The 14726-nt window shown below is 46.3% G+C and carries 14 protein-coding genes; all 14 read left to right on the forward strand.

Annotated elements, in window-relative coordinates; all coding sequences use genetic code 11:
• Positions 1 to 162, forward strand: a 162-nt coding sequence (locus tag R7P67_RS18760) for a flagellin (protein ID WP_254845721.1), incomplete at its 5' end; no start/stop codon positions are given.
• 288 nt (positions 163 to 450) lie between these two features.
• Complete coding sequence (locus R7P67_RS18765; protein ID WP_005380449.1) at positions 451 to 1581, forward strand: flagellin; 1131 nt, start codon at positions 451 to 453, stop codon at positions 1579 to 1581.
• A 92-nt stretch (positions 1582 to 1673) separates the two neighbouring features.
• Complete coding sequence (gene flaG / locus R7P67_RS18770; protein WP_005384493.1) at positions 1674 to 2108, forward strand: flagellar protein FlaG; 435 nt, start codon at positions 1674 to 1676, stop codon at positions 2106 to 2108.
• A gap of 21 nt (positions 2109 to 2129) precedes the next feature.
• Positions 2130 to 4124 carry a flagellar filament capping protein FliD gene (gene fliD / locus R7P67_RS18775; protein WP_262653317.1) on the forward strand — a complete coding sequence of 665 codons (1995 nt, stop codon included), beginning with the start codon at positions 2130 to 2132 and terminating at the stop codon, positions 4122 to 4124.
• A 3-nt stretch (positions 4125 to 4127) separates the two neighbouring features.
• Positions 4128 to 4433 carry a flagellar protein FliT gene (locus R7P67_RS18780; RefSeq protein WP_213866398.1) on the forward strand — a complete coding sequence of 102 codons (306 nt, stop codon included), beginning with the start codon at positions 4128 to 4130 and terminating at the stop codon, positions 4431 to 4433.
• 12 nt (positions 4434 to 4445) lie between these two features.
• Entirely contained in the window at positions 4446 to 4856 is a 411-nt protein-coding gene (gene fliS / locus R7P67_RS18785; RefSeq protein ID WP_005380457.1) for a flagellar export chaperone FliS, read from the forward strand.
• 287 nt (positions 4857 to 5143) lie between these two features.
• Positions 5144 to 6610, forward strand: coding sequence for a sigma-54 dependent transcriptional regulator (locus tag R7P67_RS18790; RefSeq protein WP_005384490.1), 1467 nt, complete (start codon positions 5144 to 5146; stop codon positions 6608 to 6610).
• 199 nt (positions 6611 to 6809) lie between these two features.
• The gene (locus R7P67_RS18795) at positions 6810 to 7841 is read left to right on the forward strand and encodes a sensor histidine kinase (RefSeq protein WP_005380459.1); all 1032 of its coding nucleotides are present in this window, start codon (positions 6810 to 6812) and stop codon (positions 7839 to 7841) included.
• Positions 7842 to 7877: 36 nt separating this feature from the next.
• Positions 7878 to 9287, forward strand: a complete 1410-nt coding sequence (locus R7P67_RS18800) for a sigma-54-dependent transcriptional regulator (RefSeq protein ID WP_262653320.1) — start codon at positions 7878 to 7880, stop codon at positions 9285 to 9287.
• A gap of 122 nt (positions 9288 to 9409) precedes the next feature.
• Positions 9410 to 9721, forward strand: coding sequence for a flagellar hook-basal body complex protein FliE (gene fliE / locus R7P67_RS18805; RefSeq protein WP_005384482.1), 312 nt, complete (start codon positions 9410 to 9412; stop codon positions 9719 to 9721).
• Positions 9722 to 9735: 14 nt separating this feature from the next.
• A complete protein-coding gene (fliF, locus tag R7P67_RS18810) occupies positions 9736 to 11478 on the forward strand; it encodes a flagellar basal-body MS-ring/collar protein FliF (protein WP_005380462.1) in 1743 nt (580 codons plus the stop codon).
• Positions 11471 to 12526: a flagellar motor switch protein FliG gene (gene fliG / locus R7P67_RS18815; protein WP_005380470.1), complete on the forward strand. Its 1056-nt coding sequence runs from the start codon at positions 11471 to 11473 to the stop codon at positions 12524 to 12526. The genes fliF and fliG overlap by 8 nt, the downstream gene beginning before the upstream one ends.
• Before the next feature lie 71 nt (positions 12527 to 12597).
• On the forward strand, positions 12598 to 13398 hold the full coding sequence (fliH, locus tag R7P67_RS18820) for a flagellar assembly protein FliH (protein WP_005380472.1): 801 nt from the start codon (positions 12598 to 12600) through the stop codon (positions 13396 to 13398).
• A gap of 3 nt (positions 13399 to 13401) precedes the next feature.
• On the forward strand, positions 13402 to 14721 hold the full coding sequence (fliI, locus tag R7P67_RS18825; RefSeq protein WP_132936877.1) for a flagellar protein export ATPase FliI: 1320 nt from the start codon (positions 13402 to 13404) through the stop codon (positions 14719 to 14721).
• The last annotated feature ends 5 nt before the right edge of the window (positions 14722 to 14726 follow it).

Raw genomic sequence — 14726 nt, forward strand, 5'->3', positions numbered from 1 at the left:
ATTAACGAGAACGTGAATGCGTCGAAGAGCCGTATCAAAGATACTGACTTCGCGAAAGAAACGACGGCAATGACCAAGTCACAAATTCTATCGCAAGCGTCAAGCTCAATCCTTGCGCAAGCGAAACAAGCGCCAAACTCAGCGCTAAGTCTGCTAGGTTAATTTCAAACCTAAGACGAGAACCTCATTGGCTCGTGGTGAGAGATGAGCGAGTAAACCCAGCTTCGGCTGGGTTTTTTTCTGTCTTTTGGGGCCCCAGGATTTCTGCGAATCACGACATTAGAGCTTCATCACATTTCAGTAAGCCAAAGAAAATAATCGCAAAAAATTGAAAATTTCTTCTAAAGGATATTCATCGGTCGCCGTTAAAGGGACTGAGAGAAATGAGATGTACCTAAGTGAGGTGAGAGACACGATGGTACATTCACTAAAGCCTTAAGGAGATCAATTATGGCGATTAACGTTAATACTAACGTTTCTGCGATGACTGCACAGCGTTACCTAAACCAGGCAGCTGACGGTCAACAAAAATCAATGGAGCGTTTGTCTTCGGGTTATAAAATCAATAGCGCGAAAGACGATGCTGCAGGTCTACAGATTTCAAACCGCTTGAATGCACAAAGCCGTGGCCTAGACATGGCAGTGAAAAACGCAAACGACGGTATTTCTATTGCACAGGTTGCTGAAGGTGCAATGAATGAATCTACCAACATCCTACAACGTATGCGTGATCTTTCGCTTCAATCTGCGAACGGTTCTAACTCAAAAGCAGAACGTGTAGCGATCCAAGAAGAAGTAACAGCGCTAAACGACGAGCTAAACCGTATTGCTGAAACTACCTCTTTCGGTGGTAACAAGCTTCTAAACGGTACTTACGGTACTCAATCTTTCCAAATCGGTGCGGACTCAGGTGAAGCAGTGATGCTTTCTATGGGTAACCTACGCTCAGACACTTCAGCAATGGGTGGTAAGAGCTACGCAGCAGAAGAGGGTAAAGACGCATCTTGGACTGTTGGTGAGAAAACAGAGTTCAAAATGAGCTACACCAACAAGCAGGGTGAAGAGAAAGAGCTATCAATCAGCGCTAAGCAAGGCGATGATATTGAACAGCTAGCGACATACATCAACGGTCAAAACGATGATGTAAAAGCCTCTGTTGGCGAAGATGGCAAACTACAAGTATTTGCTTCTTCTCAAAAAGTTGAAGGTGATGTTGAGTTTTCTGGCAACCTAGCAGACGAGATCGGCTTTGGTGGTCCGAAAGACGTAACAGTGAAAGACATCGACGTAACCACAGTAGCTGGCTCTCAAGAAGCAGTAGCGGTTATCGACGGCGCTCTTAAGTCCGTAGACAGCCAACGAGCTTCACTCGGTGCTTTCCAAAACCGCTTCAACCACGCAATCAGCAACCTAGACAACATTAACGAGAACGTTAACGCGTCTAAAAGCCGTATTAAAGATACTGATTACGCGAAGGAAACCACTGCGATGACTAAGTCGCAAATTCTTCAGCAAGCAAGTACTTCAATCCTGGCTCAAGCGAAGCAGTCTCCATCTGCAGCGCTAAGCTTGTTGGGCTAAGTGGTAAACCCAGCCTGAGGTCAACACCTTAGTGCTGGGGCACCAAAGCGATAGATTCTATCGTTAGCCCATAAGGTGGAAGGGAGATTGTAATGGATATATCCTCCTACGCATCGAACATCCAGCCTTACGGCACGCCAAATGGCACAAAGTTTGCAAATAAAAATGGCAATGATATAGGCACGTCTAGCCCAGCAAATTCAAATGGTGAGATTTCGCCGCAAAAAGCGAAAAACACCGAATACGACTTCTCTGTTCAAGCTGCGATCGAGATGGCTGAAAGCCGTCAAGAACTAAACAAAGAAGAACGTGAAAAATTGGTCGCACAAATGAATGAATTTGTAACGTCCATAAACAAAGGAGTCGCATTTCGAGTGGATGAAGAATCCGGACGAGATGTGGTGACGATTTATGAAGCCAATACCGGTGACGTGATTCGTCAAATTCCTGATGAAGAAATGCTAGTGGTATTGCGTCGCCTAGCTGAGCACACAGCCAACAGCGGGTTGTTGACTGAAAAAGTGTAAGTCGTTTTTAGAGGTGATTTGATGAGTTTAGGCCCTTTGGGGATGTCTGGCGGCATGGATATTAATTCCATGGTCAGCAAAATTGTGGATGCCGAACGCGTACCAAAGCAGCAACGCATCGACAACGAACGCACGACAATTAATGCCAGTATCAGTGCTTACGGACGACTCAGAGAATCATTGGATACGATGAAAAATCTCATGGCGAACTTTCGTCAGGAGAAAGCATTTGCCGTTCGCACTGTCGAAACGACCGATGACAATATCGTATCTGCCACGGCAACCACAGATGCTATCGCTGGCAAATATGCTATCGATGTGTTGCAGCTTGCTCAGAGCCATAAAGTCGCTTCTGACGTATTGCCAGAAGACGCAAAATTTGGCCCTGGTAAGCTGCAGATTTCGCTTGGTGATGAGCGTTTTAATATCGATGTTCGTTCCCGATCTAAGCTCATCGATGTCGTACGTGGCATCAATGGCGCTAAAGATAACCCTGGCGTTCGTGCATCTCTTATTAACGACGTCGAAGGTCCACGCCTTATCCTTGCTTCTAACCTCTCTGGTAAGGATCATCAAATCAGAGTCAGTGTGGAGGCAGAAAAAGGCAACCCTCTTAAATATTTCGAATACCAAACACTTGAAGACCGCGTCACCGCGCTTGAAGAAGCTCGTTCAGCGGCGGAAGATGTCTTAGGTCCTCTTAAATTTCCGGAACAACCAGCAGAAGAGCTGGATGCAAACGGCAATCCTCTACCTCCAGAAGAGCAAAAAGCGGCAGACGATGTACAAGATGATGCATCGCAAGCGCCAATCTCTGCGGCGGGTGCAGAAGCAGCCAAAGCTGGTCAAGAAGCCATTGATGAAGCCAACCGACGCGCGAATTTACGCCCTGAAGACAGAATTCCAGGGTGGACAGAAACTGCGTCAGGTACTTTGTTGGACTCTTATGAAGAACCAGAGCTCGAACTCGACGAAAAGGCAATAGAGAAGGCACCAGATGTACCAGGCTGGAATAATGCCGCATCGGGCACCCTAACCGATTCTTACGTTACGACGAAAGAGGCTAAGCAGCTTCTTGAGCAAGAAAAAGCGGAAATCGAGCAAAAAATTGCGAGTGAAAAGCAAGCGTTAGACGAAAAAGTGGCACGTGGTGAACTTTCCGAAGCGCAAGCTAAGCAAATTCATCGCGCTAAACTTGATCCTCAAGAACGTGAGCGTCTGGAAAAAATTGATGAAGCAGAAGCGAAAATCGCAAAGGCACAATCTGCTTTTGAAGAATACCTTGGGATGACAGAAGTACAAGCAGGGCAAGATTCAGAAGTTCTGCTTGATGGCGTGGCAAAGCTATCTAGCCACAACAATGTGATTGAAGATGCGATCGAAGGTGTTGATTTAACACTAAAAGGCAAATCAGAACCGAATAAACCGCCTGCTGAAATTGGTGTCGAGTACGACCGTCAAAGTGTACGCAACGATATCGAAAACTTTGTGGCAGCGTATAACTCGTTTTATCAAACCTCCCAAGCGTTGGCGAGTGTGGATCCGGTAACTGGTCAAAAAGGGCCATTGTCAGGTGACAGCACCGTACGCAGTGCAGATTCACGATTAAAATCGGTTTTTTCTACTCGAATCGATAAAGCACCTGAAAACCTAAAGTCCTTAACAGAATTTGGCATTACGACCACACGTCAAGGCACACTAGAAATCAACTATGACATGCTAGACCGCCAGTTGAACAATAACTTCAACGAGTTAGAAAAGTTCTTCGGTGGCAACACAGGTTTTGCTAAACGAGTAGAAGATGCGATTCACGGTATCACAGGTATTACAGGCAGTATTCGTACTCGAGAAAAAAGTCTCACAGAACAAAATTACCGTTTGAGTGACGATCAAGCGGCATTAGATCGCCGCATGGAAAGCCTAGAGAAGCGTACTCATGCGAAGTTTACCGCGATGCAAGATGCGACCGGTAAAATGCAGGGCCAGTTGGGCGCTTTGATGAGTGCGTTGGGTTAATAAATGCAAAAAGAACTCATTGAAATTAGTGATATAGATCAACTAATTACGCAAGAATTAGAAAAAATTGATTTTAATGCTGAAGAAATTCTTCGCTTGGTCGATATCAGGGAACGGTTATTGCAAAACCTGTTACCAATTATTCATCAAAATCCTTTGGTTAAGCAGGATGCAGAGTGGCAAGCATTGCTAACTCGTACCAAAAGAATTGTCGAGCTGATGCAATCGGAAACGTCAAAGGTCGGAAAAGAGCTCCATAAGTTTCGTTATGGCCAGCGTTCACTTCAGCAGTACAAAAAATTTATTTAAAAGAGGATTACTATGCGCGGTTCTTTGCAAGCATACAAAAAGGTATCAGTCGACAGCCAGCTTAGCGCGGCTTCTCCGCACAAAGTCATTCAAATGCTTATGGCTGGTGCGATTGAGCGCCTTATTCAAGGTAAAGCAGCCATGCAAGCAGGCAATATTCCAGCAAAAGGTGAGCGCTTGGGTAAAGCGTTAGACATCATTATCGCGCTACGCAGCTGTCTATCTATGGATGACGGTGGTGATATTGCTTCAAACTTAGATTCACTGTATGAGTTTATGATCACGCAAATTTCTGCTGCTAACCATCAAAATGAGCCTCAGCTGATCGACGACGTTATCGACATTATCCGTGAGATCAAGTCCGCTTGGGACCAAATCCCAACAGAGTTTCACAATCTTACCGCTGCTGAAGTTGGTATTTAATAGTCAAAACAATGCGTTAAGATACTAGACGAATATATTTGTCAATTGCGCAACGAGTTGTGTAGCAAAGTTTCTATCAAGCTCACACCTCTCCATTGCTTGGTTGCCTTATTTTTATATTCAAATAAAATAGAAGCCATTAGTAGCCCTAATGGCTTTTTTGTTGCTGATTTTCCTATTTTGTCTATCGTAAATTGAGTGTGGTGGTTCTGCCTTCTTGAGCACCCAATTGCGCAAATCAAGGTTTGGCCGCAACGCACCTAAAATAAAGGCAATCATTCTTACTTATGCATGGTTTGGCAAAGCTGCTTGTAATTGATGATGACGCATCAAGTCGTTTAAATTTAAGCAATATATTGGAATTTGTTGGAGAAAATTGCGAAGCGGTCAGTTCTGATCAGCTCAGCGATGTTGATTGGTCTAGCGTATGGTCGTGCTGTATTGTTGGTAATATTCCAGCAGGTCAAGCGGCGAGTACGGTTATCTCTCATTTAAACAGCGCTTACCACATCCCTCTTCTAGTCATGGGCCGTTTTCCTTTGCCTGTTGATGATCTTCCAAATTTTGTTGGTGAACTAGAGCTGCCGCTTAATTACCCACAGCTTAGTGAAGCGTTACGCCACTGCAAAGATTTTCTGGGGCGAAAAGGAGTGAATGTTGTTGCTAGTGCACGCAAAAACACGCTTTTTCGCAGCTTAGTTGGTCAAAGTAGAGGTATTCAAGAAGTTCGACACCTGATTGAGCAAGTATCAAACACAGAAGCAAACGTGTTGATCTTAGGTGAGTCCGGTACGGGTAAAGAAGTTGTTGCGCGTAACATCCACTATCATTCTTCATACCGCGATGGCGCATTTGTACCTATTAACTGTGGTGCAATACCGCCTGAGCTCCTAGAAAGCGAATTATTTGGTCACGAAAAAGGCGCGTTTACTGGTGCGTTAACTGCCCGTAAAGGTCGATTTGAGCTCGCAGACGGTGGCACGATCTTTCTTGATGAGATTGGCGATATGCCAATGTCGATGCAAGTAAAGTTGCTTCGTGTATTGCAAGAACGCTGCTTTGAACGTGTAGGTGGCAATAGTACCATCAAGGTAAATGTTCGAGTGGTGGCGGCGACACACCGTAATCTAGAAAATATGATTGAAGAAGGCACGTTCCGAGAAGACTTGTTCTATCGCCTGAACGTGTTTCCAATTGAGATGCCAGCGCTGAAAGAGCGCAAACAAGATATACCATTGCTGCTGCAAGAACTGATGACACGTTTAGAGGCGGAAGGTGGACAACCTATCTGCTTTACACCTCGTGCAATCAACTCACTTATGGAGCATAACTGGCCGGGCAACGTACGCGAGTTGGCTAATCTTGTTGAGCGAATGATTATTCTGTATCCAAATAGCTTGGTGGATGTAAACCATCTACCAACAAAATATCGCTACAGTGACATCCCAGAGTTCCAACCAGAGAGCAATCCATTTGTTTCGGTGGAAGAGCAAGAGCGTGATGTATTCCAAGATATCTTCTCTGAAGATTTTAGCTTTGAAGATCAAGACGACCTTGATCACAGCATGAACGCCCCGCAAGCGCTGCCACCGGAAGGGGTTAATTTGAAAGAGCTGCTGGCTGATTTAGAAGTTAATATGATCAGCCAAGCATTAGAAGCGCAGGGTGGCGTTGTAGCAAGAGCGGCCGACATGCTGGGTATGCGACGTACTACGCTGGTGGAAAAAATGCGTAAGTACAACTTACAGCGCTAGGTAAAGTGAAGTTTTAAGACGATATCTGAATTATCACTTGTGCTAGTTAACATCGTTTTTCTGGCATCCAAAACCGTTATCTCTGAGTGTCAACTTATTGTCGATAGCTTAACGTCCTGATAAATATAAAGAATAGCTTGGTACGCTAATTGCTTACCAAGCTATTTTAGTTTTAGCGGCGATATTTCGACAGGCAGTAATGGATAACAACACCAATCAATCCCATTTAGATTCCGTAGAGAATCAGGTTGAGCGCTACAAACAGGTGCTCGATGTGATGCCTGCTGGAGTGATTTTGCTCGATACGTACGGAGTAGTGCGTGAAGCAAATCCAGAAGCGCACCGAATTCTTGAGATTCCACTGGTTAACGAAAAATGGTTCAACGTTATCCAGGCGGTGTTTGACCCACGTGAAGATGATGGCCATGAAGTTTCCCTGCGGAATGGCCGTAAAGTTCGACTCGCCATCTCGGCGTCTACAACAGGTCAATTGATCCTGATTACCGATTTAACCGAAACCCGTTTACTTCAAGCTCGTGTCAGTGATTTACAGCGCTTATCGTCGTTAGGACGTATGGTTGCGTCGCTTGCTCACCAAGTAAGAACGCCGCTGTCGAGCGCTATGTTATATGCATCCAATTTGGGAGCGCCAAATCTTCCTCCAGCGACAAAAGATCGCTTCCAAACCAAATTAATGGATCGACTGCACGATTTGGAAAAGCAGGTTAATGATATGCTGCTTTTTGCTAAAGGTGGTGATAATAAAGTCATTAAGCCATTCACGATTGCCCAGTTGGTAGCGGAATATCAGCCGATGGTCGAAACCGCGCTAAAAAACAACAGTATTGATTACTGCCTAGAAGTGGAAGAAGAACAAACTGAGCTACTAGGCAATGCGAACGCCATTGCATCCGCATTAAGTAATCTGGTCATGAATGCGATTCAAATGTCTGGTAAAGAATCGCAAGTCGATATTTTTTTCCGCCCGGTAAATGGTGAGTTACGCATTTCTGTGCAAGACAGCGGACCGGGAGTGCCCGAAGAACTGCAAGCCAAAATCATGGAGCCATTTTTTACCACACGTTCTCAAGGAACTGGATTAGGGTTGGCAGTTGTTCAAATGGTTTGCCGTGCCCATGACGGTCGATTGGAACTTATTTCAGAGCAGGGTGATGGAGCCTGCTTCACCATGTGCATTCCGCTAGAGCGAGTGCAAACAGAAGCGCAATAAGCGGCTTTTGGTAATAACAATTTCTGGAGAATCATAATGGCGCAAAGCAAAGTGCTGATCGTAGAAGACGATGAAGGTCTTCGTGAAGCCCTAGTCGATACTCTGGCTCTGGCAGGGTATGAGTGGTTGGAAGCGGACTGTGCTGAAGATGCACTGTTGAAGCTGAAATCGAATACGGTTGATATCGTCGTTTCTGATGTGCAAATGGCGGGTATGGGTGGCTTAGCTCTGCTCAAAAGCATCAAGCAGAATTGGCCTAACTTACCAGTATTGCTAATGACGGCGTACGCCAACATTGAAGATGCCGTGTCTGCAATGAAAGATGGCGCGATTGACTACATGGCGAAACCATTTGCACCAGAAGTGTTGCTAAATATGGTCAGTCGTTATGCACCGATAAAAAGTGATGACAACGGTGATGCCATCGTTGCTGATGAGAAAAGTCTGCGCTTACTCGCGTTGGCCGATAAAGTGGCACGTACAGATGCGAATGTTATGGTGCTAGGTCCGAGTGGCTCAGGTAAAGAAGTGATGTCGCGCTATATTCACAACGCGTCAAATCGTAAAAATGGTCCTTTTGTCGCAATTAACTGTGCCGCGATTCCTGACAATATGCTCGAAGCAACACTGTTTGGCTATGAAAAGGGCGCATTTACTGGTGCTGTTCAGGCATGCCCAGGAAAGTTTGAACAAGCGCAAGGTGGCACAATCTTGCTTGATGAAATCAGCGAAATGGACTTGAACCTGCAAGCGAAGTTATTGCGTGTTTTGCAAGAGCGAGAAGTAGAGCGCCTAGGCAGTCGCAAAAGCATCAAGTTAGATGTTCGTGTGTTAGCGACGAGTAACCGTGATCTTAAGCAATACGTGTCAGAAGGAAACTTCAGAGAGGACTTATATTACCGCCTGAATGTATTCCCAATTGCGTGGCCTGCACTTAAAGAACGTAAAGACGATATTGCACCGCTTGCCAAGCATCTTGCTGAGCGTCATTGCAGCAAAATGGGCATGCCAGTGCCTCAATTCTCGACCGTTGCGTTAGAAAAACTATTGCAATACCCTTGGCCGGGTAATGTTCGTGAATTGGATAACGTGGTTCAACGAGCGCTGATATTAAGTGAAAATGGCGACATCGATGCAGAGCACATTTTGCTTGAGGGCGTAGATTGGCAAGATGCCAATAGCTTGCAACATGTGGTGCAAAACGCAGATATGGTCGTGCCCAATGTTAAGCCAGTTGCTCAAGCTGAGAGTGTCAGCCGCCCAGTAACTGGTGGAGAAGGCTTAGGCAGCGAGCTGCGCGATCAAGAATACGCCATTATTTTGGAGACTTTGGTTGAGTGTAATGGTCGACGCAAAGAAATGGCGGAGAAACTGGGTATAAGCCCTCGAACCTTGCGCTATAAGCTTGCCAAAATGCGTGATGCTGGTATAGATATCCCGAATTAACACAGACAACGGCCATAAGACAAAAAGTGTAAGTAAATTGATTGCCAATGTCTTATGGCACGTTAATTGCTGTGTCAATAATCAGTTTTGTTAATAGTCAATCTTTTGGCTTAGAGGTGCTAATGAAAATTGATGGTATTCAGGCAGAAATGCGCGCCATGATGGTAGAAGCAACCAATACGGCTCCTACTGCAAGTGGGGCGAAAGTTGGAGCGGATTTTAACGATCTCCTAACTAAAGCCATCAATAACGTGAACACACTTCAAAAAGCATCTGGTGATTTACAAACCCGTTTTGATCGTGGTGATGCCGATGTATCCCTTTCTGACGTTATGATCGCTCGTAACAAGTCTAGTGTCGCTTTTGATGCGACGGTTCAAATTCGCAATAAACTCGTTGAGGCATATAAAGACCTCATGAACATGCCAGTGTAATTTAGGTAATAAGTGTGGCAGACAAGTCTACAGATTTAACCGTCACTGAAGGCGGCTCAGATGGTGCACTGGTAGCAAGTTCCGATGTGGATGTGGAGAGTCAAAATCCAGATCTAGAGGAGCGCAGTGCGTCAAAATTCGATATGGCAGTGGGCGACCTCGATTTACTTCGTCAGGTTGTGCTTGTGCTGTCGATCTCCATCTGTGTTGCATTGATCGTGATGCTGTTCTTTTGGGTCAAAGAACCGGAGATGCGCCCACTTGGTGCGTATGAGACCGAAGAATTGATCCCCGTTCTGGATTATCTGGACCAGCAGAAAATCAATTATAAGCTTGATGGCAATACTGTTTCTGTTGAATCGAGTGAGTACAACTCGATCAAACTTGGCATGGTTCGTTCCGGCGTTAACCAAGCTACAGAAGCGGGCGATGATATTTTGCTGCAAGACATGGGTTTTGGTGTTTCACAACGTCTCGAGCAAGAGCGTCTCAAACTCAGTCGAGAGCGCCAATTAGCTCAAGCAATTGAAGAAATGAAGCAAGTTCGCAAAGCACGAGTGTTATTGGCACTGCCAAAGCACAGCGTGTTTGTGCGTCATAACCAGGAAGCGTCTGCGTCGGTATTTTTGACATTGTCGACAGGCACGAACCTTAAGCAGCAAGAAGTGGATTCTATTGTCGACATGGTAGCGAGTGCCGTGCCGGGAATGAAAACTTCTCGAATTACCGTCACAGATCAGCATGGCCGCTTACTCAGCTCAGGCTCCCAAGATCCCGCTTCTGCGGCGCGACGCAAAGAACAAGAATTAGAACGCAGCCAAGAGCAAGCGCTGCGCGAAAAAATTGATTCCGTACTATTACCCATTTTAGGTTATGGCAACTATACGGCGCAGGTTGATATCCAAATGGATTTCAGTGCGGTTGAACAAACTCGCAAACGCTTTGATCCGAACACCCCTGCGACCCGCAGTGAGTACGCACTCGAAGATTACAATAACGGTAACATGGTAGCGGGTATTCCGGGTGCGTTGAGTAATCAGCCTCCAGCGGATGCCTCAATTCCGCAAGATGTGGCTCAAATGAAAGATGGTTCTGTCATGGGGCAGGGTTCAGTTCGTAAAGAGTCCACGCGTAACTTTGAGCTAGATACCACCATCAGCCACGAGCGAAAGCAGACCGGGACGGTGGCTCGTCAGACCGTTTCTGTTGCGATTAAAGACCGTCGTCAAGTTAACCCTGATACGGGTGAAGTGACTTATACCCCAATGTCCGAATCTGAAATCAATGCCATTCGCCAAGTATTAATTGGTACCGTCGGCTTTGATCAAGGTCGTGGCGATTTACTGAATGTATTGAGTGTAAAGTTTGCTGAGCCAGAGGCTGAGCAGCTAGAAGAACCACCAATTTGGGAGCACCCTAACTTCAGTGATTGGGTTCGTTGGTTCGCAAGTGCATTAGTGATTATTGTGGTTGTGTTGGTTCTGGTTCGCCCAGCAATGAAGAAATTGCTTAACCCTACCAGCGATGATGAAGACGAAATGTACGGACCAGACGGCTTGCCGATTGGTGCGGATGGTGAAACTAGCTTGATTGGCAGTGACATCGAAAGCAGCGAACTGTTCGAGTTTGGCTCAAGTATTGATTTGCCAAACCTTCATAAAGATGAAGATGTATTGAAAGCGGTTCGCGCTCTGGTTGCGAATGAACCTGAACTGGCTGCTCAAGTAGTGAAAAACTGGATGAATGACAATGGCTAACGATATCGTACCTCAAGATGACAACGCCGCGGGAATGCCAGTAGAGCTGGATGTTTCAACCATTACTGGCGAAGAAAAAGCGGCAATTTTGCTACTGAGCCTTAATGAACAAGATGCAGCTGGCATTATCCGTCACCTAGAACCAAAACAGGTTCAGCGTGTTGGTAGTGCGATGGCTCGCGCGAAGGATCTCAGCCAAGACAAGGTATCTGCTGTTCATCGTGCGTTTTTGGAGGATATCCAGAAATACACCAACATTGGTATGGGCAGCGAAGACTTTATGCGTAATGCATTGGTTGCCGCTCTTGGTGAAGACAAAGCCAACAACTTAGTTGACCAGATCCTACTTGGTACGGGCTCAAAAGGCTTGGATTCTTTGAAATGGATGGACCCACGCCAAGTGGCGAGCATTATTGTCAATGAACACCCACAGATTCAAACTATCGTATTGTCTTATTTAGAAGCAGACCAATCTGCAGAGATTTTGTCTCAGTTTCCTGAGCGCGTGCGTTTGGATCTGATGATGCGTATTGCCAACCTTGAAGAAGTTCAGCCATCAGCATTGGCAGAGCTGAACGAAATCATGGAGAAACAGTTCGCGGGTCAAGCGGGTGCACAAGCAGCCAAAATTGGCGGCCTGAAAGCAGCAGCGGAGATCATGAACTACCTAGACAACAACGTCGAAGGTTTGTTGATGGAACAAATTCGCGATCAGGACGAAGACATGGCGACGCAAATCCAAGACCTAATGTTTGTCTTCGAAAACTTAGTCGAAGTGGACGACCAAGGTATTCAGAAGTTGCTGCGTGACGTACCACAAGACGTATTGCAAAAAGCACTCAAAGGTGCAGATGACTCGTTACGTGAGAAAGTCTTCAAGAACATGTCTAAACGTGCTGCTGATATGATGCGTGATGATATAGAAGCGATGCCGCCAGTTCGAGTGGCAGATGTAGAAGCCGCTCAGAAAGAAATCTTAGCAATTGCCCGTCGAATGGCGGATGCTGGTGAGCTCATGTTGTCTGGCGGTGCTGACGAATTCTTATAATTTCTATTGCTTCGCAATTATCCTATTGCGGAGCACCCTCACTTCTTAATCGAACACACAATAGGTAACCCATGGCTGGCGATAGAAAACGTGGATTTATCCGTCCTGATGAAGATGATTCGATGATCGAACCTCAACGTTGGGGGCTGCCTGATTATGGCGAGCCTAAAGCCAAACAAGCAAAACAAACCGCGTTCAACTATGACCCGGGATGGGTGCCGAATTTTGATGAGCCTGAAGAAGAGCAGCCACTTGCGCTAACCGAAGAGCAAATTGAACTGATTAAGCAAGGTGCTTATCAAGAAGGCTTACATCAAGGTCAGGAAGCTGGCTTTAAGCAAGGTTACGACAAAGGTAAAGAAGAAGGGTTGCAAGCCGGCCATGCTGAAGGTCTCGAGCTCGGAAAAGCTGAAGGGGTAACTGCAGGGCAAGAATACATTCAGCAGCAAGTTGAAACTTTTATGAACTTGGCCAATCAGTTTGCTCAACCTTTGGAGTTGATGAATGCTCAGGTTGAAAAGCAGCTGGTGGATATGGTGCTCTGCTTAGTCAAAGAAGTGGTGCACGTTGAAGTACAAACCAACCCTCAAATTATTTTAGATACAGTGAAGCAGTCGGTCGAGGCGCTACCAATATCAGGCCACCCTATTACCTTGCACCTGAATCCAGAAGATGTCGCGATTATTCGTTCAGCTTATGGTGAAGAAGACCTTGATTGTCGCAACTGGACGTTAGTTGCTGAACCATCGCTCAATCGAGGTGACGTCCAGATTGAAGCCGGTGAATCAAGCATTAATTATCGCATGGAAGAACGCGTCAAAAGCGTATTGCACAGCTTTTGTGGCGCAAACCGTCATCAAGAGGGTGAGTAATCCATGCAAGCACTCGCTGACCGCTTAAAAAGCTACAAAGTTGAAGGCCTTACGACGCGCCCTGTCGCCTCTGGCAAACTGGTGCGTGTGGTTGGGTTAACGTTGGAAGCGACCGGCTGTCGCGCACCAATTGGCAGTTTATGCTTAGTGGAAACCATGTCAGGTCAGATGGAAGCCGAGGTTGTCGGCTTTTCAGGTGACAACCTATTTTTAATGCCAAGCGAACAAATTACGGGCATTTTACCTGGCGCGAGGGTCACCCCTTTAACCAGTGACGCTGGTTTGCCTGTCGGCATGGAGTTACTTGGGCGCGTGATAGACGGGGTTGGGAATCCACTTGATGGACTTGGCCCTTTGTATACCGATCACCGTGCCTCTTTTAATGCCGAGCCGATCAACCCGTTGGCTCGAAAACCAATTTCTGAACCGCTCGATGTTGGCCTAAAAGCCATCAATGGTTTGTTGACGGTTGGTAAAGGTCAGCGTATCGGTCTGTTTGCAGGTTCTGGTGTGGGTAAATCGGTCACGCTTGGCATGATGACGCGAGGCACCACCGCACAGGTTGTGGTCGTCGGCCTGATAGGTGAGCGTGGACGTGAAGTTAAAGAGTTCATCGAAGAGATCTTGGGTGAGGACGGTCGTCGCCGCTCAGTGGTGGTCGCGGCGCCTGCCGATGCTTCACCTCTAATGCGCTTAAAGGGGTGCCAAACGGCATTAACGATTGCTGAATACTTCCGAGACCAAGGGTTAGATGTTCTGCTATTGATGGACTCGTTGACTCGTTTTGCACAAGCACAGCGTGAAATCGCACTTTCTGTTGGTGAGCCGCCAGCGACGAAAGGTTACCCGCCTTCTGTATTTGCCAAGCTGCCAGCGCTGGTTGAGCGAGCGGGTAATGGAAGTGCCGAGCAAGGCTCGATTACGGCGTTCTTTACCGTGTTGACCGAAGGGGATGATTTGCAAGATCCGATAGCGGACGCATCGCGAGCTATTCTTGATGGCCATATTGTACTTTCTCGTGAAATGGCGGATGCAGGCCATTATCCGGCGATTGATGTCGAGAAGTCGGTGAGCCGTGTTATGCCGCAAATCACGACCGAAGAGCACGTTCTGATGTCAAAAGCGGTGCGACAGGTCTTGTCTATTTGTCGCAAGAATCAAGATTTGGTCTCGATTGGAGCGTACAAACCGGGTACCGATCCTGCTATTGATGGCGCATTTACTTTGAAACCGAAGTTAGACGAATACTTGCAGCAGAGCATGAAAGAATCAGTGTCATATGATATGTGCGTCAATATGCTTAGAAACATTTTGGGTGGGTGATAGCG

This window comes from Vibrio sp. Vb0937 (assembly GCF_033338855.1).

What these genes read in the sequence shown, in the direction of transcription:
- flaG (WP_005384493.1), top strand. Translation starts at nt 1,674, where the DNA reads ATGGATATATCCTCCTACGCATCGAACATCCAGCCTTACGGCACGCCA.
- R7P67_RS18800 (WP_262653320.1), top strand. Translation starts at nt 7,878, where the DNA reads ATGGCGCAAAGCAAAGTGCTGATCGTAGAAGACGATGAAGGTCTTCGT.
- fliI (WP_132936877.1), top strand. Translation starts at nt 13,402, where the DNA reads ATGCAAGCACTCGCTGACCGCTTAAAAAGCTACAAAGTTGAAGGCCTT.
- fliS (WP_005380457.1), top strand. Translation starts at nt 4,446, where the DNA reads ATGCGCGGTTCTTTGCAAGCATACAAAAAGGTATCAGTCGACAGCCAG.
- R7P67_RS18790 (WP_005384490.1), top strand. Translation starts at nt 5,144, where the DNA reads ATGCATGGTTTGGCAAAGCTGCTTGTAATTGATGATGACGCATCAAGT.
- fliE (WP_005384482.1), top strand. Translation starts at nt 9,410, where the DNA reads ATGAAAATTGATGGTATTCAGGCAGAAATGCGCGCCATGATGGTAGAA.
- fliG (WP_005380470.1), top strand. Translation starts at nt 11,471, where the DNA reads ATGGCTAACGATATCGTACCTCAAGATGACAACGCCGCGGGAATGCCA.
- fliD (WP_262653317.1), top strand. Translation starts at nt 2,130, where the DNA reads ATGAGTTTAGGCCCTTTGGGGATGTCTGGCGGCATGGATATTAATTCC.
- R7P67_RS18795 (WP_005380459.1), top strand. Translation starts at nt 6,810, where the DNA reads ATGGATAACAACACCAATCAATCCCATTTAGATTCCGTAGAGAATCAG.
- fliH (WP_005380472.1), top strand. Translation starts at nt 12,598, where the DNA reads ATGGCTGGCGATAGAAAACGTGGATTTATCCGTCCTGATGAAGATGAT.
- R7P67_RS18780 (WP_213866398.1), top strand. Translation starts at nt 4,128, where the DNA reads ATGCAAAAAGAACTCATTGAAATTAGTGATATAGATCAACTAATTACG.
- R7P67_RS18765 (WP_005380449.1), top strand. Translation starts at nt 451, where the DNA reads ATGGCGATTAACGTTAATACTAACGTTTCTGCGATGACTGCACAGCGT.